Source organism: Ensifer sp. Root558 (assembly GCF_001427045.1).
Taxonomy (GTDB): domain Bacteria; phylum Pseudomonadota; class Alphaproteobacteria; order Rhizobiales; family Rhizobiaceae; genus Ensifer; species Ensifer adhaerens.
On sequence record NZ_LMGC01000012.1, the window covers coordinates 567,937 to 592,113 of the forward strand.

24 protein-coding genes are annotated in these 24,177 nt (G+C 62.1%); 18 read left to right on the forward strand and 6 right to left on the reverse strand.

Annotated elements, in window-relative coordinates; genetic code table 11:
• The first annotated feature begins 58 nt into the window (after positions 1 to 58).
• From ASD63_RS16070 to ASD63_RS16155, 18 genes are all read left to right on the forward strand, one after another.
• Positions 59 to 1,555 (forward strand): sugar ABC transporter ATP-binding protein, encoded by a 1,497-nt coding sequence (locus tag ASD63_RS16070; protein WP_034797583.1) that lies wholly within the window; start codon positions 59 to 61, stop codon positions 1,553 to 1,555.
• Entirely contained in the window at positions 1,552 to 2,532 is a 981-nt protein-coding gene (locus tag ASD63_RS16075; RefSeq protein WP_034796963.1) for an ABC transporter permease, read from the forward strand. The genes ASD63_RS16070 and ASD63_RS16075 overlap by 4 nt, the downstream gene beginning before the upstream one ends.
• Entirely contained in the window at positions 2,532 to 3,536 is a 1,005-nt protein-coding gene (locus ASD63_RS16080; RefSeq protein WP_034796962.1) for an ABC transporter permease, read from the forward strand. The genes ASD63_RS16075 and ASD63_RS16080 overlap by 1 nt, the downstream gene beginning before the upstream one ends.
• A 7-nt stretch (positions 3,537 to 3,543) precedes the next feature.
• Positions 3,544 to 3,858 (forward strand): L-rhamnose mutarotase, encoded by a 315-nt coding sequence (gene rhaM, locus ASD63_RS16085; RefSeq protein WP_034796960.1) that lies wholly within the window; start codon positions 3,544 to 3,546, stop codon positions 3,856 to 3,858.
• A gap of 4 nt (positions 3,859 to 3,862) precedes the next feature.
• The gene (locus ASD63_RS16090; RefSeq protein WP_034796958.1) at positions 3,863 to 5,251 is read left to right on the forward strand and encodes an FGGY-family carbohydrate kinase; all 1,389 of its coding nucleotides are present in this window, start codon (positions 3,863 to 3,865) and stop codon (positions 5,249 to 5,251) included.
• 689 nt (positions 5,252 to 5,940) lie between these two features.
• On the forward strand, positions 5,941 to 7,557 hold the full coding sequence (locus tag ASD63_RS16095; protein WP_034796956.1) for a globin-coupled sensor protein: 1,617 nt from the start codon (positions 5,941 to 5,943) through the stop codon (positions 7,555 to 7,557).
• Positions 7,558 to 7,598: 41 nt separating this feature from the next.
• Positions 7,599 to 7,892, forward strand: coding sequence for an STAS domain-containing protein (locus ASD63_RS16100; protein WP_034796954.1), 294 nt, complete (start codon positions 7,599 to 7,601; stop codon positions 7,890 to 7,892).
• Between the two features lie 4 nt (positions 7,893 to 7,896).
• The gene (locus tag ASD63_RS16105; RefSeq protein WP_025425897.1) at positions 7,897 to 8,262 is read left to right on the forward strand and encodes a response regulator; all 366 of its coding nucleotides are present in this window, start codon (positions 7,897 to 7,899) and stop codon (positions 8,260 to 8,262) included.
• Positions 8,263 to 8,281: 19 nt separating this feature from the next.
• Complete coding sequence (locus tag ASD63_RS16110; RefSeq protein ID WP_034796950.1) at positions 8,282 to 10,573, forward strand: chemotaxis protein CheA; 2,292 nt, start codon at positions 8,282 to 8,284, stop codon at positions 10,571 to 10,573.
• Positions 10,574 to 10,578: 5 nt separating this feature from the next.
• Complete coding sequence (locus ASD63_RS16115; RefSeq protein WP_034796948.1) at positions 10,579 to 11,049, forward strand: chemotaxis protein CheW; 471 nt, start codon at positions 10,579 to 10,581, stop codon at positions 11,047 to 11,049.
• Positions 11,046 to 11,954 (forward strand): protein-glutamate O-methyltransferase, encoded by a 909-nt coding sequence (locus ASD63_RS16120; protein WP_034796945.1) that lies wholly within the window; start codon positions 11,046 to 11,048, stop codon positions 11,952 to 11,954. Before ASD63_RS16115 ends, ASD63_RS16120 begins: the two co-directional genes overlap by 4 nt.
• The gene (locus ASD63_RS16125; RefSeq protein ID WP_034796943.1) at positions 11,951 to 13,009 is read left to right on the forward strand and encodes a chemotaxis response regulator protein-glutamate methylesterase; all 1,059 of its coding nucleotides are present in this window, start codon (positions 11,951 to 11,953) and stop codon (positions 13,007 to 13,009) included. Before ASD63_RS16120 ends, ASD63_RS16125 begins: the two co-directional genes overlap by 4 nt.
• Positions 13,009 to 13,398, forward strand: a complete 390-nt coding sequence (locus tag ASD63_RS16130; RefSeq protein WP_025425902.1) for a response regulator — start codon at positions 13,009 to 13,011, stop codon at positions 13,396 to 13,398. The genes ASD63_RS16125 and ASD63_RS16130 overlap by 1 nt, the downstream gene beginning before the upstream one ends.
• Positions 13,395 to 13,949, forward strand: a complete 555-nt coding sequence (gene cheD, locus ASD63_RS16135; protein WP_034796938.1) for a chemoreceptor glutamine deamidase CheD — start codon at positions 13,395 to 13,397, stop codon at positions 13,947 to 13,949. The genes ASD63_RS16130 and cheD overlap by 4 nt, the downstream gene beginning before the upstream one ends.
• Positions 13,950 to 14,022: 73 nt before the next feature.
• The gene (locus ASD63_RS16140) at positions 14,023 to 14,415 is read left to right on the forward strand and encodes a hypothetical protein (protein WP_034796935.1); all 393 of its coding nucleotides are present in this window, start codon (positions 14,023 to 14,025) and stop codon (positions 14,413 to 14,415) included.
• A 359-nt stretch (positions 14,416 to 14,774) separates the two neighbouring features.
• Positions 14,775 to 16,451, forward strand: coding sequence for a flagellar basal-body MS-ring/collar protein FliF (fliF, locus tag ASD63_RS16145; protein WP_034796933.1), 1,677 nt, complete (start codon positions 14,775 to 14,777; stop codon positions 16,449 to 16,451).
• Between the two features lie 842 nt (positions 16,452 to 17,293).
• Positions 17,294 to 18,034, forward strand: a complete 741-nt coding sequence (locus ASD63_RS16150) for a helix-turn-helix domain-containing protein (protein ID WP_034796931.1) — start codon at positions 17,294 to 17,296, stop codon at positions 18,032 to 18,034.
• Between the two features lie 12 nt (positions 18,035 to 18,046).
• On the forward strand, positions 18,047 to 18,793 hold the full coding sequence (locus ASD63_RS16155; RefSeq protein ID WP_051659365.1) for a helix-turn-helix transcriptional regulator: 747 nt from the start codon (positions 18,047 to 18,049) through the stop codon (positions 18,791 to 18,793).
• Between the two features lie 106 nt (positions 18,794 to 18,899).
• Here the strand turns inward: ASD63_RS16155 and ASD63_RS16160 are convergent, their stop codons facing one another.
• From ASD63_RS16160 to motA, 6 genes are all read right to left on the reverse strand, one after another.
• Positions 18,900 to 19,340: a hypothetical protein gene (locus ASD63_RS16160; protein WP_034796929.1), complete on the reverse strand. Its 441-nt coding sequence runs from the start codon at positions 19,338 to 19,340 to the stop codon at positions 18,900 to 18,902.
• Positions 19,341 to 19,345: 5 nt separating this feature from the next.
• Complete coding sequence (gene flhB / locus ASD63_RS16165; RefSeq protein ID WP_034796927.1) at positions 19,346 to 20,422, reverse strand: flagellar biosynthesis protein FlhB; 1,077 nt, start codon at positions 20,420 to 20,422, stop codon at positions 19,346 to 19,348.
• A gap of 198 nt (positions 20,423 to 20,620) precedes the next feature.
• Positions 20,621 to 21,652, reverse strand: coding sequence for a flagellar motor switch protein FliG (gene fliG / locus ASD63_RS16170; RefSeq protein ID WP_034796925.1), 1,032 nt, complete (start codon positions 21,650 to 21,652; stop codon positions 20,621 to 20,623).
• 29 nt (positions 21,653 to 21,681) lie between these two features.
• A complete protein-coding gene (gene fliN / locus ASD63_RS16175; RefSeq protein WP_060529516.1) occupies positions 21,682 to 22,290 on the reverse strand; it encodes a flagellar motor switch protein FliN in 609 nt (202 codons plus the stop codon).
• Positions 22,291 to 22,350: 60 nt separating this feature from the next.
• Positions 22,351 to 23,286, reverse strand: a complete 936-nt coding sequence (locus ASD63_RS16180; RefSeq protein ID WP_034797578.1) for a FliM/FliN family flagellar motor switch protein — start codon at positions 23,284 to 23,286, stop codon at positions 22,351 to 22,353.
• 4 nt (positions 23,287 to 23,290) lie between these two features.
• Entirely contained in the window at positions 23,291 to 24,169 is an 879-nt protein-coding gene (gene motA / locus ASD63_RS16185; protein WP_034796921.1) for a flagellar motor stator protein MotA, read from the reverse strand.
• Positions 24,170 to 24,177: the final 8 nt, after the last annotated feature.

The following is a 24,177-nucleotide window of genomic DNA, read 5'->3' on the forward strand; positions in this document are numbered from 1 at the left end:
TAATCGAAACGACTGAATGGTGGACTGTCTCTTGCTGCAGGATACGCTCACATCGCGGATGAAGCCCGCCATTGCGCTCGAAGGGATCTCGAAGTCCTTTCCCGGGGTGAAGGCGCTCTCCGATGTTTCGCTGGCGCTCTATCCGGGGTCGGTGACCGCGCTGATCGGCGAAAACGGCGCCGGGAAATCGACGCTGGTGAAGATCCTGACCGGCATCTACCAACCGGACGAGGGCACGATCTCCGTCGGTGATCAGGAGGCTCATTTCCCGACGGCGCTGGCGGCCGCACGCGCCGGCGTCACCGCGATCCATCAGGAAACCGTGCTCTTCGATGAGCTCTCGGTCGCCGAGAACATTTTCCTCGGCCACGCCCCGCGCAATCGCTTCGGGCTGATCGACTGGAAGAAGCTCAATGCCGATGCGCGTGCCTTGCTTTCGCGCGCCGGTGCCGATCTCGATCCGACCATCCGCCTGCGCGATCTCGGTATCGCCAAGAAACATCTGGTCGCGATCGCCCGAGCGCTGTCGATCGATGCGCAGGTGGTGATCATGGACGAGCCCACGGCCGCCTTGTCGCACAAGGAAATCCACGAACTCTATGCCCTCGTCGAACGGCTGAAGGCAGACGGCAAGGCGATCCTGTTCATCAGCCACAAGTTCGATGAAATCTTCCGCATCGCCGACCGCTACACGGTGTTTCGCGACGGAACGATGGTCGACGAAGGGCTGATCGCCGATGTCAGCCAGGACGAACTGGTGCGCCTTATGGTTGGCCGCGCTGTCGGTTCGGTTTACCCGAAGAAGGATGTGGCGATCGGCGAACCGGTGCTCACGGTCTCCGGCTACCGCCACCCGACCGAGTTCGAGGACATCAACTTCGAGCTTCGCCGAGGCGAGATCCTTGGCTTCTACGGCCTGGTCGGCGCCGGCCGTTCCGAGTTCATGCAGTCGCTGATCGGCGTCACCCGGCCATCGGCCGGTGCCGTCCGGCTCGATGGCGAGGTGCTGGTGATCCGCAGCCCGTCCGAAGCGATCCGGGCTGGCATCGTCTATGTGCCCGAAGAGCGCGGCCGCCAGGGTGCGATCATCGGCCTGCCGATCTTTCAGAACGTCACGCTGCCGTCGTTGTCGCGCACCTCGCGCTCGGGCTTCCTGAAGCTTGCCAACGAGTTCGCGCTTGCCCGCGAATACACCACGCGCCTCGACCTGCGCGCCGCCTCGCTCGATCAGGATGTCGGCACGCTTTCGGGCGGCAACCAGCAGAAGGTCGTGATCGCCAAGTGGCTGGCGACGAAGCCGAAGGTGATCATTCTCGACGAGCCGACCAAAGGCATCGACATCGGCTCCAAGGCCGCCGTGCACGCCTTCATGAGCGAGTTGGCGGCACAGGGCCTGAGCGTCATCATGGTCTCCTCGGAAATCCCGGAGATCATGGGCATGTCCGACCGCGTCATCGTGATGCGCGAGGGGCGGATCGCCGGGCGCTTCGAGCGCGCCGAACTGACGGCGGAAAAGCTGGTGCGTGCCGCAGCCGGCATTCAGGAGGCCGCGTGATGGCAAACATCCTCAGGAATCGCGAACTGCTGCTGGTCGGCGCGATCGCCGTGCTGCTGGCGCTGATCACCTGGCGTTTCCCGCCCTTCGTCGCGCCCGCGAACCTCGGGCGCGTCTACAACGACACGTCGATCCTGATCATTCTGGCGCTTGGCCAGATGGCGGTGATCCTGACGCGCTGCATCGATCTTTCGATGGCCGCCAACCTCGCGCTCTCGGGCATGGTGGCGGCGATGCTGAACGCCGCCTTTCCGGGCCTGCCGATCCCGCTGATCATCCTTGCGGCAGTTGCGCTCGGCACTTTGCTCGGCATGATCAACGGCGCGCTCGTCTGGAAGCTTGACATTCCGCCGATCGTCGTAACCCTCGGCACGCTCACCATCTATCGCGGCCTGATCTTTCTCTTGAGCGGCGGCAAGTGGATCAATGCCCACCAGATGAGCGACGCCTTCAAGGCATTGCCGCGCGACGAGCTCTTTGGTTTCCCGGTTCTCTCCTGGCTCTCGCTGGTGATGATCGCGCTCGTTTTCCTGCTGATGAGCCGCACGGCGCTCGGACGCGCCTTTTATGCGGTCGGCGGCAATCCGCACGCGGCGGTCTATACCGGCATCGATGTCGGCCGCACCCGCTTCTCGGCCTATTGCATATCCGGCGCGCTTGCCGGGCTCTCGGGCTATCTTTGGGTGTCGCGTTATGCCGTCGCCTATGTCGACATCGCCGCCGGCTTCGAACTCGACATCATCGCAGCCTGTGTGATCGGCGGCATATCGATCGCCGGCGGCATCGGCACGGTAGCAGGCGCGGTGCTCGGTGCGCTGTTCCTTGGCGTGATCAAGAACGCCTTGCCGGTCATCAATATCTCGCCCTTCGCCCAATTGGCGATTTCGGGCATGGTCATCATTGTCGCTGTTGCCGTCAACGCCCGCGCCGAGCGGCGCAAGGGCCGCGTCATCTTGAGAAAGGCGGAGGCTGTCTGATGGCCGAGACGCACCTTACCCCACGACATATCCCCGATCGGCTGGAAGGCCGCAGCGCGCGCCTGCTGAAGAGCTGGGAAAGCCTGCTGCTTGTCGTCGCCTGCCTCATCTTTCTCGGCAACTCGCTGGCCTCGCCCTACTTCCTCGACCCGTGGAACCTCTCGGACGCGACCTTCAACTTCACCGAAAAGGCGATGATTGCCTTCGCCATGGCGCTGGTGATCATTTCCGGCGAGATCGATCTGTCGGTGGCCTCGATCATCGCGCTCGCCTCGACGGCGATGGGCTATGCCGTGCAACTTGGCTTCGACACGCCGGCGCTGGTGGTGATCGGTCTCTCTGTCGGGCTTCTTTGCGGTGCGATCAACGGCCTCTTGATCACCGGTCTCGGGTTGCCCTCGATCGTGGTGACCATCGGCACCATGAGCCTCTTCCGCGGTCTTTCCTTCATCATCCTCGGCGACCAGGCTTTCACCGGTTATCCCGACAGCTTCTCGTGGTTCGGCCAAGGCTATGTCTGGTGGGTGTTCTCCTTCGAGTTCACGCTCTTCGTTTCCCTCGCGGTCGTCTACGGCGTCGTCTTGCACAAGACAAATTTCGGCCGCGCGGTCTATGCCATCGGCAACAATCAGACGGCGGCGCTCTTCTCCGGCATCCGCGTTGCGCGCATCAAATTCATCCTCTTCCTCCTGACCGGGTTGATGGCCGGGCTTGCCTCGATCTGCCTGACCTCGCGCCTCGGCTCGACGCGCCCGTCGATCGCGCTCGGCTGGGAGCTGGAGGTGGTAACGATGGTGGTACTCGGCGGCGTCAACATTCTCGGTGGCTCCGGCACCATCCCGGGCGTCGTGCTGGCCGCCCTGATCATGGGTATGGTGACCTTCGGTTTCGGCCTGCTCAACGTGCCGGGCATCGTCATGTCGATCTTCATCGGCCTGCTGCTGATCTCGGTGATCGCGCTCCCCATTCTCTGGCGGCGCGCCCGTCAGCGTCTCGCACATTGAGGATCCGATGGAAAAATACGCGTTCCGTATGCGCCTGAACCCAGGCATGGCCGCCGAATACAGGGCGCGGCACGATGCCATCTGGCCGGAACTGGCCACCCTGCTGAAGGAGGCCGGCGTCTCCGACTACTCCATCCATCTGGACGAGGAGACCAGTCTGCTTTTCGGTGTGCTCTGGCGGACCGACGATCACCGCATGGCCGACCTGCCGTCCCATCCCATCATGCAGAAATGGTGGGCCTATATGGCCGATATCATGGAAACCCATGGCGATAACGAACCGGTGGCGGTGCCGCTGACGACCGTTTTCCATTTGGACTGAAAAGATGCGGGTTGTTGGCGTTATCGATATCGGCAAGACCAATGCCAAGGTCGCAGCCGTTGATCTCGACCGTTTCGAGGAGATCGCCGTCCGCAAGACGGCGAATGCGGTGCTGACTGATGGTCCTTATCCGCATTTCGATGTCGAGCGTCTCTGGGCCTTCCTGCTCGAAAGCCTCGCGTCACTCCATGCCGAACACGCCTTTGAGGCGATCTCGATCACCACCCACGGCGCGACCGCCGTCGTGCTCGACGCATCAGGCAACCTGGCGCTTCCGGTTTTAGACTATGAGCACGCCGGTCCCGACAGCCTCGCCGCCGAGTATGATAATGTCAGGCCGCCCTTTTCCGAGACCGGCTCCGCGCGCCTGCCGATGGGCCTCAATGTCGGCGCCCAGCTCTATTGGCAGCAGAAGACCTTTCCCGACGACTTCGCCAGGGTCGCCTCGGTCCTCACCTATGCGCAATATTGGACCTATCGACTGACAGGTACGCTCTGTAACGAGCTGACCTCGCTCGGCTGCCACACGGATCTCTGGACCCCACGGGCAGGGACATTCTCGTCTCTTGTCGAAAGCCAGGGCTGGACGCCCCTCTTCGCACCGGTGTTGAAGGCGAGCGATATCGCCGGAACGCTACTGCCAGAGCTTTGTTCGGCAACGGGCATTGCATCAGGGACCCCCGTCTATTGCGGCATTCACGATTCCAACGCCTCGCTGCTGCCGCATCTCCTGACACGTACCTCGCCCTTCTCGGTGGTCTCAACCGGCACCTGGGTGGTGATGCTTGCGGTCGGTGCCGAGGCGAAGATGCTCGATGAACACCGCGACACGCTGATCAACGTCAACGCGCTTGGCGATCCCGTACCCTCCGCCCGCTTCATGGGCGGCCGCGCCTTCCAGCTTCTGTTGGGGGAGGGGGCGCGCCCTGTGTCGCCGCAAACGGAAGAGGCCGTGGCCGGGGCCGGCCACATGCTGCTGCCGTCCATTCCCGAGGGATCCGGTCCCTTTCCGGCCGCAAAAGCGATCTGGACGACGGACGAACGGGAGCTTGGCCCCGCCGAACGCTTTGTCGTCGTCTCGTTCCATCTGGCGCTGATGACAGCCACCTGTCTCGACCTGATCGGCGCGCGCGGCGATATCGTCGTCGAAGGGCCCTTTGCTTCCAACAGGACCTATCTGCGCATGCTCGCCGCAGCGACGGGCCGGCCGGTCTTTGCCGATCCCCACAATATCACGGGTACGAGCCTCGGTGCTGCGTGTCTGGTTAAGGGATCCGCGGTCAGGACCGGGGTCGAGCCGCTTGCGGGCGAGATCGCGGAGAGCCTCGCCGCCTATGCGCAGGCATGGCAAAAGGCGACGCAGGACCATGTGTGCAAAGAAAAGCGGCCGTAGAACATCCGTCCCCGGCCGCAGAGATGCCTGGTTGTGTCAGTAAGAGACGGGCTAAAGCCCGATCAAAACACAGAGCTGCGCTTTGCCGACCGGTTGTGCTCGATGTTGAGCACGATCGATACTGCCATCATTGTCAGGATTGCTGTGAGTGCGGCGCCAATGCCAAGAACAATCATTGTTCGTTTCCTGTAAGCGCATCGTCATGATGTCGCTTTGCGTGATGCGAAGGTTTCTTCGCGCATGCAGCGCCCACTTCACTTTCGCTTCGATACGCGAGCGCAAGTCGAAGTACAATTCTAAACTCTTGTGATTGAGAACCTGTTGGTTTCAGGCGTGTTTATTACAGTTTTGTTGCAGCGCAAAAATGGCGCGTGAAAACACCCTGTGAATTTTAGTGATTCCGATTAGAGGCGAGGGACCGTTAACCTTCAAGCAAGGAATTAACCATAAACATGGTCCCACACGTCGGAATGGGATAATTCACAAGTCTCCTCAAGGCATGATGCCGCCCCGCCGTACCGGTTCCGGTCCGGTATCCATTCTTCACCGAATTTACTTGCGGGATGAACGACAGCAGACGCTTTTCGGCGGAGGCTGATCTCATCGATGTGGCGTGCACGTCCGGTGGACCGTGGCTCTCCCTGATGCTCCCCAGGCAAGTTCCGAACGTGCAGCACCGGGGATCAGCGTTGAGGCAGGAAGCATCGTCAGAACAGGCAAAAAAGGGCCAGGCAGGCAGCCTGCTGGAGCGCCTGCGCTTTGCCGGGCTCGACGACGAGAGCTGCAACCGCGTCCGCGATCACAGGCAAAAGCTTTCTCCCCGGATTGATCAGGCGCTTCGCGACCTCTTCCAGCGCCTCCAGACCTATCCCGACGCCGCCCGCCATTTCGACAGCGACCGCCAGATCGACCGCCTTCAGGATCTTCAGTCGTCGCACTGGAACGTGCTGACCGACGCACGCTTTGACGGGCTTTATGCCGAGCGCATCAAGGTGCTCGCAGACACCGCAAGCCGCATGGGCCTCGACCCGCGCTGGCAGATGGCAAGCCATGCCGTCGTGCTCGAACATCTCATCGTCGGACTGATCGAAGACGCCTGGCCGCGATCCTTCCTGCCGATTGGCAAGGCGCGCCGCCGCGAACTTTGCGACCTCGTCGCCGCTCTGGTGCGCACGACCTTCGTCGACAGCGAGATCGGCGTTTCGCTCCGCTTCAACGCCCTCCGCCAACAGCACCAGCGGCAGCTCGCCGAGCAGCGCAGCGCCGACGAGCTGGAGGTCAAGGCGCTCTTCGGCGACTTTGCCGAAGGCGTGAGCCAGGGTGATCTCGGCGCGCGGTTGCCGGAAACGGCGGTCGAAGCCTATCAGCCGATCGTGGCGAGCCTGAACGCGGCACTCGAACAGATCCAACAAAGTCTTCAGGCCTCCGATCAGCGCAGCCAGGCTGCCGGGGTACTGGTCGACCGCATGCGCGACGGCGCGACAGCCTTCACGGACAAGGCGAGCGCTGAAGCCGACGCGCTTTCCGGGCAGCTTGCCGTGCTCTCCGACATGGCCGGACGCATGGCGACCGGTTCGGGCCGGATCAGCGCCACGGAAACGAAGGCCAACGAGACCCGCATTGCCGTCGAGCGCAGCGGCGAGATAGCCGGCCAGGCGATTTCCGCCATGGCCGACATCGAGGCGTCGGCCGAAAAGATCGGCCAGATCATCGGCGTCATCGACGAGATCGCCTTCCAGACCAATCTTTTGGCGCTCAACGCCGGCATCGAAGCGGCGCGCGCCGGCGACAGCGGTCGCGGTTTTGCCGTCGTCGCCCAGGAAGTGCGTGCGCTGGCACAGCGCTCCGGCGAAGCGGCGCGCGAAATCAAGCAGCTCGTTTCCGGCACCAAGGCGCAGGTCGAGACCGGCGTCGAGATTGTCGGCCGCACCCAGGACGCGATCAGCAGCATCGTCGAGCAGGTCACGTCGATCAATTCCGCCGTCTCCGGCATCGCCCGCGAGGCGGAGCAGCAGGTCGGCGACCTCCGCGGCGTCGCGACCGAGATCGGCACGATCTCCAGGGGTGTCGAGGCAAGTGCCGCGCTGGCCGGCGAAACCGTCCGTTCGTCGGACGATCTTCATACGGTCATCGTCGAGCTCGGCGAGACCATCCGCCAGTTCCGCCTGGAGCGTCGCCATCCGGCCGCATCGGCGCGCGCCGGCCGCGAGCCCTTCCGTCACACATCCGCCGTCGTTGCCGAAGAGCCGGCCGCACCGTTGTTTGACGACGGGCTGCAGCGGCAGCTCGCCGGTTGGCAGCGCTGATATCAAGGGCAGTAGAGAGTTAGCAGTCGAGGAAGACAGAAATGGCCAGCAAGAAGACCGCCCAGAAGACGCTTAGCCTCGCTCCGGTTCTGGACCTGAATGAGGCAACGGCACTGCACGAGAAGCTGCTCGCGCTCAAGGGCAGCGATATCGTGATCGACGCTTCCGCGGTCGAGCGGGTCGGGACGCTTTGTGTCCAGGTGCTGATGGCCGGCGCCAAGACCTGGGAAGAGGAACATTTGTCTTTCACCTTCAGCAAGGTGTCGGACGCTTTCGAGAAAACGACACAGCTCATCGGGGTCGAGATCGACCACCTGATGGCAAAGGAGATTTGAGAAAATGAAGAAGCGAGTTCTGACGGTCGACGACTCCCGGACGATCCGAAACATGCTGCTGGTCACGCTGAACAATGCCGGTTTCGAAACGATTCAGGCCGAGGACGGCGTCGAGGGTCTTGAGGTCCTGGAAGAAGCCAATCCGGACGTGATCGTCACCGACATCAACATGCCGCGTCTCGACGGCTTCGGCTTCATCGAAGGCGTGCGCAAGAACGATCGCTACCGCGCCATTCCGATCCTGGTACTGACCACCGAAAGCGACGCGGAGAAGAAGAACCGCGCGCGTCAGGCGGGTGCAACCGGCTGGATCGTCAAGCCGTTCGACCCGACCAAACTCATCGATGCAATCGAGCGCGTAACGGCCTGAAGTCCGGGGATAGCCTCCAATGGATATGAACGAAATCAAAGAGATCTTCTTCCAGGAATGCGAGGAACAACTCGCCGAACTGGAATCGGGTCTGCTGAAGCTCAATGATGGCGACCGCGACCCGGAAACGGTCAATGCCGTTTTCCGTGCGGTGCACTCCATCAAGGGTGGCGCCGGCGCCTTCGGGCTGGACGACCTCGTCTCCTTCGCGCACGTGTTCGAGACGACCCTTGATTGCGTTCGTTCCAATAGGCTCGATCCCGGACCGGAAGTTCTGAAGGTGATGCTGAAGTCGGCCGACGTACTCGCCGACCTCACCAACGCTGCGCGCGATGGCGGCAGCGTCGACGAGGCGCGCAGCCGCCAGCTGATCAAGGAACTCGAGGCGCTCGCAAACGGCGAAGTTCCACAGGCGTCGGCAGCGCCGGCCGAACCGGTTGCCAAGCCCGTCGCTGCCGTGGCTCCGCCGCCCGTCAACGACGAAGGCTTCCAGCCGGTCGCCTTCTCCTTCGATGACTTCGACGCGGCTGAAGAGCCGCCGCTGATGGAAATGCCCACATATGAGATCGTCTTCAAGCCGAAGTCCGATCTCTACGCCAAGGGCAACGAGGCAACGCTGCTTCTGCGCGACCTCTCGCGCCTTGGCGAGATGAGCATCCATTGCGACATGGGCGCACTGCCGACGCTCGATCGGCTGAGCCCGGAGAGCGCCTATTTCTTCTGGAAGATCTCGCTCAAGACCGACAAGGGCGAGGACGCGATCCGTACGGTTTTCGAATTCGCCGAGTGGGATTGCGACCTGGAGATTTCGCTGGTCGAAGACGAGGCGACGCAGTCGGGCGAAGAGCTGCCGATGCAGCCCGTTCCCTTCGACCTGTCGATCCTTGACGACGAACCGGCGGTATCGGTCGGTGTCGTCGAGGAAGAAGAACAGCTTGCCTCCCAGCAGCAGGATCGCGACGCCGCGGTTTCAGCCGCCGGCACGGCCAGCAACGTGCTGCAGATGGCGCAGTCCGCCGCCCGCGCACCGGCTGAGAAGGCAGCTCCCGCGGCCAGCGCCGCCGCCCAGAGCGCTGCCGCCCAGCAGGCCGCTGCATCGGCTGCAACGCCGACCATTCGCGTCGATCTCGATCGCGTCGACCGCCTGATCAACCTTGTCGGCGAACTCGTGATCAATCAGGCGATGCTCTCGCAGAGCGTCGTCGAGAACGACACCAACGGCACGTCCTCGATCAACATGGGCCTCGAAGAGCTGCAGCAGCTCACCCGCGAGATCCAGGATTCGGTGATGGCGATCCGCGCCCAGCCGGTGAAGCCTGTCTTCCAGCGCATGTCGCGTATCGTTCGCGAAATCGCCGACATGACCGGCAAGTCGGTCCGCCTGATCACCGAAGGCGAGAACACCGAAGTCGACAAGACGGTCATCGACAAGCTCGCCGAGCCGCTGACCCACATGATCCGCAACGCGGTCGACCACGGCCTCGAAACGCCGGAGAAGCGCCTTGCCGCCGGCAAGAGCGCCGAAGGCACTGTGCGCCTGACGGCAAAGCACCGTTCCGGCCGCATCGTCATCGAGCTTGCCGACGACGGTGCCGGCATCAACCGTGAGAAGGTGCGCCAGAAGGCGATCGACAACGACCTGATTGCCGCTGACGCCAACCTCTCGGACGAAGAGATCGACAACCTGATCTTCCACGCCGGCTTCTCGACGGCCGACAAGATCTCTGACATCTCCGGCCGCGGCGTCGGCATGGACGTGGTCAAGCGCTCGATCCAGGCGCTCGGCGGCCGCATCAACATCTCCTCGAAGCCGGGCCACGGCTCGGTCTTCACCATGAGCCTGCCGCTGACGCTCGCCGTGCTCGACGGCATGGTGGTCACCGTCGCCAACCAGACACTGGTAGTGCCGCTGACGGCAATCGTCGAAACGCTGCAGCCGGAAGCCGCAGCGATCCATTCCTTCGGTTCCAACCAGCGGCTGATCTCGATCCGCAACTCCTTCTGCCCGCTCGTCGACGTCGGCCGGATCCTGAATTTCCGTGCCATCCAGGCGAACCCGGTCGAAGGCGTCGCCCTGCTCGTCGAATCGGAAGGTGGCGGCCAGCGCGCCCTGATGGTCGATGCGATCCAGGGCCAGCGCCAAGTGGTGATCAAGAGCCTCGAGGCCAACTACACCCACGTGCCGGGCATCGCCGCGGCGACCATTCTCGGCGACGGCCGCGTGGCGCTCATCCTCGATGTCGACGCGATCGTCGCCGCCTCGCGCGGGCATTCGCTGAAACCTGAAATGTCACTGGCTGCAGTCGGATAATGACAATGACCTATGCCGCAAAAAATCTGACCACGGACGGACGGGAGCTGATCGCTTTCCGCGTCGGTGATCAGGAATTCTGCGTAAACATCATGCAGGTGCGCGAGATCCGTGGCTGGACGCCTGCGACATCCATGCCGCATGCGCCATCCTATGTGCTCGGTGTCATCAACCTTCGCGGTGCGGTGCTGCCGATCGTCGATCTCTCGGCCCGGCTCGGCATGACTCCGGCCGACCCGACCGTGCGTCACGTCATCATCGTCGCGCAGGTCAAGAGCCAGGTCGTCGGCCTTCTGGTCGACGCCGTCTCCGACATCCTGACGATTACAGACGACAAGATCCAGCCGACGCCGGATGTCATCTCGTCGGAGTTCGAAAAGAGCTTCGCGCGCGGTGTGCTTGCGATCGAAGGCCGGATGATCTGTCTCATTGAACTCGAAGCGATCTTCCCGCAGGAAGAAAGGGAAGCCGCATGAGAAGTCAGCCCATCGCTGAACAGAAACTGTCGCCGGACGAGTGCCTGGCGAGCGGCGAGTATCCGTTGACCCGCCGCGATCTTACCGAGATCGCTGCGATGATCTATGCGGATGCCGGCATCTATCTCAACGAGACCAAGGCGTCGCTTGTTTATTCGCGGCTGTCGAAGCATATCCGCAATCTCGGGCTCAGGGGCTTCCGCGAATATTGCCAGCTGGTCGCTTCGCCCGCCGGTGCGGCCGCGCGGCGCGACATGCTTTCGCATCTGACCACCAACTTCACGCGGTTCTTCCGCGAGAACCATCACTTCGAGCACCTGAAGACCGACGTGCTGCCGGAGCTCATCGCGCGCGCTAAGGCCGGCGGCCGGGTGCGCATCTGGTCGGCCGCCTGCTCGGACGGCCAGGAGCCCTATTCGATTGCGCTGACGGTTCTGTCGCTGCTGCCGAATGCGGCCGACTACGACTTCCGGATCCTGGCAACCGACATCGACCCGAAGATCCTGGCGCTCGCCCGCGCCGGTGCCTACGACGCAACCGCGCTCGAAACCGTCAATCCGGCCATGCGCAAGCAATATTTCTCCGAGGTCAACAGCGGCGGCCGCTTCAAGTGGCAGGTCGACGATCGGGTCAAGCGGCTGATCACCTTCAACGAACTGAACCTGATGGCGCAATGGCCGTTCAAGGGGCCGTTCGACGTTATCTTCTGCCGCAACGTCGTCATCTATTTCGACGAGCCGACGCAGATGAAGATCTGGTCGCGCTTCGCCGGCATGCTGAACACCGACGGTCACCTTTATATCGGCCATTCCGAACGGGTGTCCGGTGACGCGAAGGCGCACTTCGACAACATCGGCATCACCACCTACCGCCACACCGGCAAATTTCATGGAGGACGGGCATGACCACTCCCGCTCGCGTTCTCGTCGTTGACGACTCCGCCACGATGCGTGGCCTGATTACAGCCGTGCTCAACGCGGATCCAGACGTGACCGTCGTCGGCCAGGCGGCCGACGCCATGGAAGCGCGCCAGGCGATCAAGCAACTCGATCCCGATGTCGTCACCCTCGACATCGAAATGCCGAACATGAACGGCCTAGAATTCCTCGACAAGATCATGCGGTTGCGGCCGATGCCGGTCATCATGGTCTCGACGCTTACCCACAAGGGCGCTGAAGCCACGATCGCAGCACTCGAGATCGGCGCCTTCGATTGTGTCGGCAAGCCGCATCCGGGCGATCCCCATCCCTTTGCCGGCCTCGTCGACAAGGTAAAGGCGGCCGCCCGCTCGCAGCGCAAGTTCATCATCACCGGCAATAAGGTCGCGGCGCCGGCTCCGGCCAATGCGAATACGGCGTCCGAGTACCGGGCCGGCCGCAAGATCATCGCCATCGGCGCCTCGACAGGCGGCGTTGAAGCCCTGATCACGGTGCTCCAGAAGTTCCCGGCCAATTGCCCGCCGACGGTCATCACGCAGCACATGCCGCACACCTTCACCAAGAGCTTCGCGGAGCGGCTGAACCGTCTCTGCGCGCCGGCGGTGCAGGAAGCGACGGACGGCGCGCGGCTCGAAATCGGCAAGGTCTACCTGGCGCCCGGTGGCGAGCGCCATCTGCAGGTCGCCAACCCGACGGCACCCTGCTGCCGCCTGGTGGACCGCGACCCGGTCAACGGGCATCGGCCTTCGGTCGACGTGCTGTTCGATTCGGTCGCCGAGCTTGCCGGACGCAATGCGATCGGTGTCATTCTGACCGGCATGGGGCGCGACGGCGCCTCCGGTCTCCTGAAAATGCGGCATGCCGGAGCAAAGACCTTCGGCCAGAACGAAAAGACATGTGTCGTCTACGGCATGCCGAGAGTCGCCTATGAATTGGGCGCCGTTGAAACCCAGCTCCCCCTCGGATCCATCGGGGAGGAGGTCCTGAAAGCAGCGGCGCTCCGCAAGGAAGGAAGCGAATAATGTCCATCGCCGAAAAAATCAAAGTTCTGATCGTCGACGATCAGGTGACGAGCCGCCTGCTCCTGGGTGACGCCCTGCAGCAGCTCGGCTTCAAGCAGATCACCGCCGCCGGTGACGGGGAGCAGGGCATGAAGATCATGGCTCAGAACCCGCACCACCTCGTGATCTCCGACTTCAACATGCCGAAGATGGACGGACTCGGCCTGCTGCAGGCGGTCCGCTCCAACCCGGCGACCAAGAAGGCGGCCTTCATCATCCTGACGGCCCAGGGCGACCGTGCCCTGGTTCAGAAGGCAGCGGCCCTCGGTGCCAACAACGTTCTGGCCAAGCCCTTCACCATCGAAAAGATGAAGGCTGCGATCGAAGCCGTATTCGGGGCGCTCAAATGAACATGGAAGCCGCCGGCAAGCGCGTGCATGTCATCCAGGGTGAGTACAAGGTCTTCAACGATCCGAACATCGTGCTGTCGACCATTCTCGGTTCCTGTGTGGCAGCCTGCATGCGCGATCCCGTGGCCGGCGTCGGCGGCATGAATCACTTCCTGCTGCCAGGTTCCGCGACGTCGCCCATGTCCGGCGGCGACGCGACCCGCTACGGGGTCCACCTCATGGAATTGCTCATCAACGGTCTCCTGAAACAGGGCGCCCGGCGAGATCGTCTCGAAGCCAAGATCTTCGGCGGCGCCAAGACCATCGCGCGGTTTTCCAATGTCGGCGAACAGAACGCCGCCTTCGCGCGCCAGTTCCTGCTCGACGAGGGCATCCGCATCGTCGGCGAGAGCACGGGCGGCGAGCACGGCCGCAAGCTCGAATACTGGCCGTCGTCTGGCCGCGCCCGGCAATACGCCCTGACCGGCGTCGAGACGCAGCGCACGGTGCAACTGGAGGAACGGCCGATCGTCGCGCCGAAGCCGGCCGAAAGCTCCATCGAATTCTTCTGATGCTGCGAGGCAGACGCCTCGCAGGCCTGAAATACGACTTCTACCGCAGCCCCGAGCCACGTGAGACATACACATGCAGACCGACTACCTGGGCCACATGCCGCACGTGGAAGAAGCGCTCCCCGAAGTGCTGATGCGCATCGTCACCGAATTGCATGACGTCGCCTATCTGATCGAGCGGATCGAGCCGCAACTGGCCGGTGACCACGGCGCCGATGCGCTTGCCAATCCCGACAAGATGATGGTGCTGCAGGGCATCGACCTTGCCGTGCAGAAGACCCGCGGGCTGGCCGAATTCATCGACACGATTACCGCATCGATCCCGGACGCCTGGATGGTCGACGTCACCACGGCCGTCAATCTGGTAAAGCTTGCCGATATGAAAAAGGCACTTGGCAACGGCATGTTGCGCCACGGCCACTCCCAACCGCTGACGAAGGCGGCCGGTGATTTCGAAGCCTTCTGACGCTCCCAGAGAGCGTCGCAGGACGCGGGTTCAAGAAACATCCATTTAAAATCAATGACTTGCTGCGCCGAATTCTGACGCGGCCGCGACTTTGTGCGCAGGTTTGGCTTCGTCCGACGGTCCGTTTCGCCCCAGTGGATAAGTTTTGCGGCGGCGCCTCCGCCGCTTCGGTCGGGCGCATCAAGCCAAGTTCGCGCAAGTTTCGTTTCCTACGGTCCGGATCGGGACTGGTGGATTCGCGCGCATTGGAAGTCGATACTCGGCATGTCGATACCCAGAAAACCCGAATGTTGGAACTGCGCAGGGCGCTCGGCCGATGATCGGCCCGTTGACCTTGCGATACTGGGTGCGGAAACAGAATGAGTCTGTTGGATCAACTCTCGACGTTCACGAAGAACCTGAGCAGTCTCGGGCAAGGCAAGCTGATCGCGTTGGCGGCGGCTGGCATTGTCGCGGTCGGCATGGTGCTCGGGGCCGGAATTTACGTCAACAGACCCTCGTTCGAGACGCTCTATGTCGGGCTCGAACGCAGCGATGTCACTCAGATCAGCATCGCGCTGGCCGAGGCCAACATCGACTTCAATGTCGGGGCTGACGGCGCCAGTCTGCAGGTTCCCGTTGGCATGACCAGCAAGGCGCGCCTGCTGCTCGCCGAGCGTGGCCTGCCGAGCAGCGCCAATGCCGGTTATGAACTCTTCGACAATGTCGGCTCGCTCGGCCTCACCTCCTTCATGCAGGAAGTGACCCGCGTGCGTGCCCTCGAAGGCGAAATCGGCCGCACCATCCAGCAGATTTCCGGTATCGCCGCCGCCCGCGTCCACATCGTGATGCCGGAGCGCGGCAGCTTCCGCAAGGCAGACCAGAACCCCACCGCCTCGGTCATGATTCGCGCCAGCGCCACGGTCGGCCGCAGCGCCGCCGCTTCGATCCGTCATCTCGTCGCCTCGTCCGTACCGGGGCTCGACGTCGATGACGTGACCGTGCTCGATTCGACCGGCCAGCTTCTCGCATCGGGCGACGATCCGGCCAACAGCGCCCTCAACCAGTCGCTCGGCGTCGTCCAGAACGTCCAGACCGAGCTTGAGAAGAAGATCGACAACGCGCTCGCTCCGTTCCTCGGCATGGACAACTTCCGTTCGAGCGTCACGGCACGTCTGAACACCGACACGCAGCAGATCCAGGAAACGGTGTTCGATCCGGAATCGCGGGTCGAACGCTCTACGCGCGTGACCAAGGAAGAGCAGAAGTCCAGCCAGCAGCAGCCGGACAATGCAGCGACGGTGCAGCAGAACATTCCTCAGGCCGCCCCGAAAGGCGGTGCCGGCCCGCAGTCGAGCGACCAGGCCGAGAAGAAGGAAGAGCAGACCAACTACGAGATCAACAGCAAGACGATCGCCACCGTCAAGAACAGCTATACGGTCGAGCGGCTCTCCGTTGCCGTCGTCGTCAACCGCGGCCGCCTGGCAGCGATGGTCGGCGAACCGGCCGATCAGGCCAAGATCGACGCCTATCTCGCTGACATGCAGAAGATCGTCGCTTCGGCTGCCGGACTCGATACCAACCGCGGCGACGTCGTGACCCTGACCGCCATGGACTTCGTCGAGACGCAGCTGCTCGACCAGGCGGTTGCCGGTCCGGGTGTGATGGAGACGCTCACTCGCAATCTCGGCGGCATCATCAACGCGCTGGCCTTCATCGTCGTCGCCTTCCTGGTGGTCTGGATGGGCATGCGACCGCTGGCACGCCAGCTCGGTCTCGGTGGCGGTGCCGGTCAGATCCAGGGCGAAGCAGCCGGCCTCGAACTGCCCGACTTCTCTCCGGCCAATGCCGGTGCCGGTGGCGCGCTCATGGACGGCTTCGGCTCGGACTTCGGCTTCGACAGCACCGACGACCTGCTCAGCATGGGCGACGACAGCGGCGGCTTCAACCGCCGCGTCAAGGAAGGGCCGGAGCGGCGCCTGGCCCGCATGGTCGAGATCAGCGAAGAGCGCGCGGCGAAGATCCTGCGCAAGTGGGCTCTCGACAAGGCGGCCTGACACTCAGAAAACAGCTTTGGAATTTCTTGCAAATCCCGCCCTCGTGGCGGGATTTTTCTTGTCCCCGCTGCCTGTGATCGCGCTCGCGATGGATTTCGATGTTCGGAGCAAATATTGCGGGAGTCCGGCCGCCGGTTTTCATCTGGCTTCAAAATTGCTTCAAGTTTCGAAGGGAGCTCGCGTGAGTCCCGGTGGAATCCCGGATGGTAATATTTTAACGATATCTTAATTTATAGATTCCGCGCGCCAGCATGACGTGCATTGTGCTGTGTCATCTACTATGACGGATTCGAGCAATACAGAGTTCAATCGAAATATATCTTTGTTATAGCCGAAATTAATTCTATGGCTTTCACAATTTATATATCGGTAAAATGAGCGTTGTCTGAAAATAGGCTGGTGCATTTGAGCAACAGCTATGTAAACAAAGTATAATATCGCGCCAGTTCGAAATTCTCTGTGCGCGAAGAACCGTCCTTTTTTGGGATGAAATTCCGCTATTTTCCACTTGCAACGCTGCATCGAATCCCGCCTGAGGCGCGGAAACCGCGGATTTTCAAGAGAAAAGCCTCGGTTTTTCAATGTGTTGCGATGCCGCGCCGGTTCCGGCGGTGGCGCAGGGGCGTTGGCAGGGGTGACTGATCGCGAATCGCGACATGCCAGCGGCACGAAGTAAATAGCCAGAAGAGGGCGATGTTTTTTTTCTCGCGTCGATGTACATTTTTAGCAGTTGATTCGTGTCCTGATCTGCGACTGGTGGTGATATTCGGCTTCGGCCGGCTGTTGGCGGCGGCAGCGCAAATGCAGTTCCGGGATGTGGATCCGGCACAGGGGCTGAACTCATGGACATTTCGCAAGCAGACATTGCTGTCTGGCCTTTGCCGACGGCACCGACACGCGCACGCGGCGGCGGGTTTTCGCGCGAGCAGCTTTTGCGACGACTGGGCGAAGTCGCCGGGCGCGGTGCTCTCGGAAGCGGCCTTTCGGCGCTGACGGAATATGTCGGCGCAAGCCATTATCTGTTGGCGCGCTATGATCTGTCACAGGACAGCGGTCTCGACCATGTGGTCTGCTCGGACTGGCCTTTCGACGTCGTCCGGCGGCTTTCCGGCGTGATCACCGCGCTTCATGCCAAGACCACCGAACTGGAAAAGTGCCTCGCGGTGTTGCAGCCGTGTTTTCATGCGCTGCCAGACAATACCGAGCTTCCGCGCGGCATCAGCCGCGAATATTGCGCGATCACCTTCAATGTCGGGCGCCTGCGTTTCTCCCTGATGCTTCTGGTCCCGGAAGACGTGATCCTGTCGCAGGAGAGCCTGCGTGACGTGACGTTGCTGGCGGGCTATCTGGCAAGCTTCACCACGCGCGCCGAAGTCCGCCATGACCGCGATTTCGAGCTTACGGAGCGCGAACTCGAGTGCCTGTTCTGGATTGCCGAAGGCAAGACGAGCGAAGAGATCGCGGTGATCCTCGGCATTTCGCGCAACACCATCAACAACTACATCACCAGCGTCATGCGCAAGACTGCGACCAGGACGCGGTCGGAAGCGATTGCCTACGCGGTGCGCAACAATCTTGTGTAAGGGACGGGCGCGATGACGCATTTTCTTGGCGGCGGGCGGATCGAGGACGAGCAGAAGCTCGCGAGGAACGGCAACCGCGCCGCGCGAGCGGCCACCTTGGTCACGCGCCTGCAAGCCATGCAGCGTCAGATCAACGCCAAGCACTTTGCAGTCCTGCGGCTCAACGGCAAGGGAACCGGCTGCGCCCGAAAGCTCACCTGTGTCCTCGACAACTGGGGCGTTGCTGCCGAAGCGAACGCCCATGATCTCGTCAATGCCTATGGCGAAGAACTCGTCGCTCATCTCGACCAGTCGCTGCTGCCGGTCCTTTGGGACGGCGCCGGCGAGCACCAGGCGGCAGAGCTTTCCGAGCTGGCGCCTTTCGCGCATCGCCTGAAGGGCCGCAAGCTTCCCTATTCCGGCATCGCCTTTCCCGTCAGGCTCGGCGCCCAGGGCAACGGCTATGTCGTCTTCGCAGGCAGCTATGTGGACGCCTCCACCGAGCAGGTGGTCGATCTGCACGGCCGCAGCTGCATGATCATGACCGATCTGCTGGCGGCCGACGAGAAGCGTGTCGCACCGGCGGAAACCTTGAGCGACCGCGAGATCGCCTGCCTGCAGATGGCGGGCGACGGTCACATCAGCGAAGAGATCGCCGAGCGCATGGGACTTTCGGTCCACACGGTCAACGCCTATCTGGGCGCGGCGACGACGAAGCTCGATTCGGTCAACCGCATCCAGGCGATCGCCAAGGCAATCCGCCTCGGCTACATCAGCTGAATCTGAACTAGACGGGTCGCTCCGGCCTTTTGAGCAGCGGCGCCGACGGAATTTAACCTGCCAGCGTCAATCGCACGTCCGCACGAGACCCGTCGGAGCGGTGCTTTCAGCTCGCCAGCGGCAACTCATAGGACTTGATGAATTTCGCCTCTGCCAGGCTCCGAGCCAGGAAGGCCGTGTTCTCGTGCGGGTCGGACGAGGGGTTCTGGAAATTGATGTGGCTGATCTCGATCCCGGCCGTCTCGTTGCCGAGCGACAGGCGGACATAGATGGTCACGCCGCGGGGTTTCAGTTCGAGGTCGAGCACGATTTCCGGCTCGCTGTCCCAATCCAGATTGTAGTTGCCGCCGAGGCCGAAATTGACCGTGCCGGGCAGAAAATAGAGCTCCGCTGCCGATTCGACGAGGTCAGCGAGGCTGGCATAGGACTCGAACCGCAATAGCGCGATGAAATCGGCGGCGTCGATGAGACGCAGTTCGGTCGCCACGGGGCGAATTGCTTCAGCTACGATCTGTTCCCGCTTCTCGGAGAATTCGCACTTTTTCATCGGAGTTATGTCATCCGTTTTGGTTGCGACGCATGCACCCGGTGAATGAGTTCGGCAACAGCCTTGTAAAACACCGGTGGAATCACACTATCGACCGAGACTTGTGCAAACATGGAGCGTGCAAGCGGCGGATCTTCGAAGACCGGAACACCGTTTTTCTCCGCAATCTCACGGATTTTGAGGGCAACCAGGTCCTGGCCCATTGCTACGACCACGGGGGCGTCGCTCTCCTCGCGGACATAACGCAAGGCGACGGCATAGTGGGTCGGGTTGGCGATGACGAGCGTGGCGCGCGGCACAGACGAGATCATGCGCTTGCGCGCCCGGTCGCGTTGCATCGAGCGCAGGCGCGATTTGACGATCGGGTCGCCCTGCGCCTGTTTCATTTCCTCCTTCACTTCCTGCTTGGTCATCATCAGTTCGGTGTACCAATGGTGCCGCGACCAGAAGAGGTCGGCGATCGCCAGCACAGCGGTCGACAGCAGAATGACGATCATTATCTCGTTGAGGTCGCTCGCCATCGTCGAGAACATCGTGACCGGATCAGAAAACATCAGGTCGAGCGTGGCGAAATAGTCGTTCCAGAGCACCAGAACGACGACGACTGACACGATGATGATCTTGAACAGCGACTTGCCGAATTCGACCAGGCCCTGGATGCCGAAGATCCGCTTGAGCCCGGCCATCGGCGAAACCCGATTGAGCTTTGGCTGGATGCGGTCGAGAACCGGCACGGGCAGGTTCTGGAAGATGGAGGCGCCGACGCCGAAGACGATGAGCAGGACGAAAGCCGGGACAACCAGGGCTGTCGATTTCCAGATAAGATGGGTGATCAGTGCCACGACGTCGGTGGCGTTTTCCAGCCGCCAGGCCTCCGGTTGCTCGAAGATATCCTTGAGCGCTTCGGTGAGGGTGGCGACGCCGTCGGTCAGGAAGAAGACGAAGAAAATGTAGATCGCGAGCGTCGATGCGAACATCGTGGCTTCACGAGAAAAGGGCACGTTACCCTTTTCGGCGGCGTCGGAGATCTTCTTCTCTGACGGGGCTTCTGTTTTGCTGTCTTTATCCTGATCGTCCGACATGAGACAGGACGGCTCCCGGTTCCTCTACAGCGACGCGCGTCCGGCGGACATACGCCCTGCATTGCGCCTCCTGTAGTGGACCGAGCGCGGGAACCAGGCAAGAGTTGAGCCCCGGCATTCGCCGGGGCTCAACAGAAATTACCCTTTGGGGAGCGGTAGCCCGGCCGCTTTGTGCGGCTCGTCAGACGGAGGCAGGCCTCAGGCCGCCTGCACGTCCTTTTCCTTGAGCTCGAGCTGTCCGTTCGCAGCCAACCTGATGGCTTCCTGCGTGATCGAGCGGCGTGCGATGGCGATATCGCGCGGATTGATGCCGGCATCGCCCATGGCGAGATCGGACTCGATCATGCGGCGCTGGCGCGCGCCGATCGAGGCGAGTACCGATTCGCGCAGTTCCGACGTCGAGCCGCGCAGCGCCATCGTGATGATGTCGGTCGACACGTCGTTGAAGAGCTGAACGCGGCTGCGCTGTGGCATGTAGAGCACGTCGTCGAAGAGGAAGATCTTCGGGCGTACCTTGTTGGCGGAGGCGGTGCTGAGCGATTCGAGCGAGGCGAGCAGCGTATCGACCTGCGGCTTGTCGAGTTCGTTCATCACCTCGGCGATCTTGGCCGGGCCCGCCGAATTGCGTTCCGCTTCCATCTCGCCGATCATTTCCATGACGCGGTTTTCGATGATCGCAGCGGCCTTCGGGTTGACGTCCTTCATGTTGACGGCGCGCTTCAGGATGTCCGGGCGCTGTTCTTCCGACAGCTGCAGCAGCACCTTGGCGCCGAAGCTGGAAGGCATCATCGACAGCACGTAAGCGATTGTCTGCGCATGTTCCTTGGCAAGCTGGACGGAAACGGCAACCGGGTCGCACTCCTGGAGGCGATCCCAGATGTTGGCTTCGTAGGACTGGAAGGTGGCGCGTCGGCCGAGCAGGCCATCGACTTCGTCCGGCGTCAGGCCTTCTTCGAGAATGCTCTCGATCGCCTTGGCGTTGTCCATGAGGCCGGCACCCTCGGTGAAGAGGTCTTCGAACTCGTTGACGAGCGCTTCGAGCTCATGCGGCGGAATGGCGCGCAGCGACTGCGCCGAGGCGATGATCGACTGCAGCTCGCTCTGGGTGAAGAACTTCAACAGCTTGCTGGCGACGCCCTTGCCCATGGCAAGCAGAACGGCCGCCGCCTTGTCCGTCTGGCTGAGCGGCCTTGATAGCGCCTGAGCCTCGAAACTTTCGAAATCCATCATGGATTCATCCTTCGCCCAATCATTGGGCCCTACGACTTCTTATTGCCCTTGATCTCGATGAGTTTGACGCCGAAGCGGGTATCGTCGCCTTCGAGAACGGTAATTTCGCCACGGCCGATCACGCGACCGTTGACCATGATCTCCACCGGCTCGCCGATGCGGCGATCCAGCGCGATCGTTGCGCCTTCGCTGAGGTTCATGAGGCCCGAAACCTGCATCCGGCTCGAGCCGAGCACGATCTGGACGTCGATCGGAATGTCCATGATCAGGTCGAGATTGGCGTTCATGCCGCTGCCGGGCGGTGTATCGACGGCCACATCAGCGCTGTCGAAGGACGTCGCGGCAAAATCCGTGCCGCCGAAGTCGCTCGTCGCGGCCGCGCCGCCGAGGTCGGCGCCGAAGTCGCTGGAGCCGAAATCGCCGCCGAATGCGTCGAGGCCGCCAGCGGCCGGTGCGCCAAAATCACTGCCGAAATCGGTCGTGCCAAGCGTTTCGGCGCCGAATTCGGAGCCGAAAGCATCAGGCGTGTCGGAATCCTGCTTCAGGACACCGCGCAGGTCATTGATCGCCTGGTCGAGTTCCATGTCTCCGACAGCGACTTCGGCCTGTTCGTTGATGGGTGTTTTTTTGGGTGCCATGTGAGAACTATTCCAGTTGAAGCTTGCCTCAGGCATGCTGCGAGCGCGCGGCAGGCCGATTTAACTCATGATGTGGCGAAGGATGTCCTGTTCGGATCCGTGCGTATCCTTGACCCGAACCGTGTATTTCGATCCGGCGCGCCCGAATTCGCAGACATAGAGGTCGCGGCCATTGGCGTTGACGTCGACGCGAACGTCCTGGGCGTCGAGGAAGGGAATGACGTCGCCCGGTTGCAGGCGGCTGATCGTGTCGAGCGTCAGGCTTTCGAGCCGGATGCGCGCCTCGATCGTCACCGCCGAACGGCGAACCTGTTCTTCCAGCTGCTCCGTCCACTCGGCCTTCGCCTTGCGCTGCTGTCCGCTTCCCTTGGGGAAGACGATCGTTGTCTTCAGAAGCACGCTTTGCGGAACGATGATCGAGAAGGTGGAAAGCACGGGGCCGAAGCCGATCGTCATGTCGATGGCGCCGGCGTGAACGTCCTCGATCATCGGATCGGGCTTGGCGCGCGCCACGCTGTTGAGCGGGCGTTCGACGATCGGCTCGAAACCGCCGGGGGCATTGACGGCGGTCCTGAGCACGTCGGCGATCTTCTCGAACAGCGGCACGGCCACGTCGATCTCGATCTGGGAGAGCGCGCGCGGCTGCGGCTCTTCGATGCCGGCGGGCTCGGCGCCGAGCAGCGCCTCCACCAGAGCGATGATGATCGGGCTGTCGCAGCCGATCTGAAAGTCCGTGCACCAGTTACGCAGCGAAACCTCGCTGATGAGCACGCCGGTGCCCATCGACGCGATCAATTCGCGGCGCATGCCGGTCCGATGGCCGGCATAGCCGATGGTGATGTCGAGACCCGTCTCCGCTCGGCAGATATCCGGCAGGAATTCGCCGAAGACCTGGCCGAGTTCGAGGGCCAGTCGGCCGATCACCCGGTCGTCGCCGAGCGCGCCGGTCATGCGCGCCAGAAGTTTACGGTCGAATGCGTGAACGTTGGAGGTCATCAGATCAAGCCGCCTTGCTTTCGCCGCCGCCACCGGGGTTCATCATTTCCTGCTCGACTGCGTCGATCGACGGACGCTCGTAGGCCGAGATGGTCTTGCGGCCATATTCGAGAGCAACCTGCGGAACCGAACCGTTCATGTAGGCAAGCAGCGTCTGCTTGACGATGATGTAGAGGCGGTTCTGCTTTTCACGCACCGATTTGACGTTGGCGACCAGCGGCGCGACGATCGAATAGGAGAGAAACACGCCGAGCAGGGTGCCGACGAGGGCGGCCGCGATCTTGGCGCCCAGAACTTCCGGCGCCTCGCTGATAGCACCCATCGCCTTGATGACGCCGAGAACGGCTGCGACGATACCGATCGCCGGGAAGGCGTCGCCCATCGTGTTCAGCGCGTGATAGCACTTCATCTTGTCGTGGGTGATGGTCTGGATTTCCTCGTCCATCAGCGCTTCGATCTCGTGCGAACGGGCGTTGCCGATGATGATCAGGCGCACGTAATCGCAGATGAAAGCGGTCAGTTCCTTGTTCTTCAGAACCGTCGGGGCCGACTGGAAGATCGAAGATTCCTCGGGGTTGTCGATGTGGCTTTCGATCTCGTTGCGCGACTTGGTGCGCAGGTCGCGCATCAGCGAATAGAGAACGCCGAGTGTGTCGAGATATTCGCGCTCTTTCGGCACCTTGTGGCGAAAGGCTTCGCCGAGCGCCTTGCCGGTATCCTTCACCACCTTCATGGAGTTGGCCATGATGAAACCGCCGACGCCGGCGCCACCGATGATCAACAGTTCGAAGGGCTGGTTGAGGACTTCCATGTGGCCGCCCATCGCCAGATAGCCGCCGAGGATACAGCCGAACGTCACAAGAAGCCCGATGATGATATTCATTTTCGATA

What these genes read in the sequence shown, in the direction of transcription:
- ASD63_RS16120 (WP_034796945.1), top strand. Translation starts at nt 11,046, where the DNA reads ATGAGAAGTCAGCCCATCGCTGAACAGAAACTGTCGCCGGACGAGTGC.
- motA (WP_034796921.1), bottom strand. Translation starts at nt 24,169, where the DNA reads ATGAATATCATCATCGGGCTTCTTGTGACGTTCGGCTGTATCCTCGGC.
- ASD63_RS16105 (WP_025425897.1), top strand. Translation starts at nt 7,897, where the DNA reads ATGAAGAAGCGAGTTCTGACGGTCGACGACTCCCGGACGATCCGAAAC.
- fliG (WP_034796925.1), bottom strand. Translation starts at nt 21,652, where the DNA reads ATGATGGATTTCGAAAGTTTCGAGGCTCAGGCGCTATCAAGGCCGCTC.
- fliN (WP_060529516.1), bottom strand. Translation starts at nt 22,290, where the DNA reads ATGGCACCCAAAAAAACACCCATCAACGAACAGGCCGAAGTCGCTGTC.
- fliF (WP_034796933.1), top strand. Translation starts at nt 14,775, where the DNA reads ATGAGTCTGTTGGATCAACTCTCGACGTTCACGAAGAACCTGAGCAGT.
- rhaM (WP_034796960.1), top strand. Translation starts at nt 3,544, where the DNA reads ATGGAAAAATACGCGTTCCGTATGCGCCTGAACCCAGGCATGGCCGCC.
- ASD63_RS16140 (WP_034796935.1), top strand. Translation starts at nt 14,023, where the DNA reads ATGCAGACCGACTACCTGGGCCACATGCCGCACGTGGAAGAAGCGCTC.
- ASD63_RS16155 (WP_051659365.1), top strand. Translation starts at nt 18,047, where the DNA reads ATGACGCATTTTCTTGGCGGCGGGCGGATCGAGGACGAGCAGAAGCTC.
- ASD63_RS16150 (WP_034796931.1), top strand. Translation starts at nt 17,294, where the DNA reads ATGGACATTTCGCAAGCAGACATTGCTGTCTGGCCTTTGCCGACGGCA.
- ASD63_RS16090 (WP_034796958.1), top strand. Translation starts at nt 3,863, where the DNA reads ATGCGGGTTGTTGGCGTTATCGATATCGGCAAGACCAATGCCAAGGTC.
- ASD63_RS16080 (WP_034796962.1), top strand. Translation starts at nt 2,532, where the DNA reads ATGGCCGAGACGCACCTTACCCCACGACATATCCCCGATCGGCTGGAA.
- ASD63_RS16160 (WP_034796929.1), bottom strand. Translation starts at nt 19,340, where the DNA reads ATGAAAAAGTGCGAATTCTCCGAGAAGCGGGAACAGATCGTAGCTGAA.
- ASD63_RS16115 (WP_034796948.1), top strand. Translation starts at nt 10,579, where the DNA reads ATGACCTATGCCGCAAAAAATCTGACCACGGACGGACGGGAGCTGATC.
- ASD63_RS16110 (WP_034796950.1), top strand. Translation starts at nt 8,282, where the DNA reads ATGGATATGAACGAAATCAAAGAGATCTTCTTCCAGGAATGCGAGGAA.
- cheD (WP_034796938.1), top strand. Translation starts at nt 13,395, where the DNA reads ATGAACATGGAAGCCGCCGGCAAGCGCGTGCATGTCATCCAGGGTGAG.
- ASD63_RS16125 (WP_034796943.1), top strand. Translation starts at nt 11,951, where the DNA reads ATGACCACTCCCGCTCGCGTTCTCGTCGTTGACGACTCCGCCACGATG.
- ASD63_RS16180 (WP_034797578.1), bottom strand. Translation starts at nt 23,286, where the DNA reads ATGACCTCCAACGTTCACGCATTCGACCGTAAACTTCTGGCGCGCATG.
- ASD63_RS16130 (WP_025425902.1), top strand. Translation starts at nt 13,009, where the DNA reads ATGTCCATCGCCGAAAAAATCAAAGTTCTGATCGTCGACGATCAGGTG.
- ASD63_RS16100 (WP_034796954.1), top strand. Translation starts at nt 7,599, where the DNA reads ATGGCCAGCAAGAAGACCGCCCAGAAGACGCTTAGCCTCGCTCCGGTT.
- flhB (WP_034796927.1), bottom strand. Translation starts at nt 20,422, where the DNA reads ATGTCGGACGATCAGGATAAAGACAGCAAAACAGAAGCCCCGTCAGAG.
- ASD63_RS16070 (WP_034797583.1), top strand. Translation starts at nt 59, where the DNA reads ATGAAGCCCGCCATTGCGCTCGAAGGGATCTCGAAGTCCTTTCCCGGG.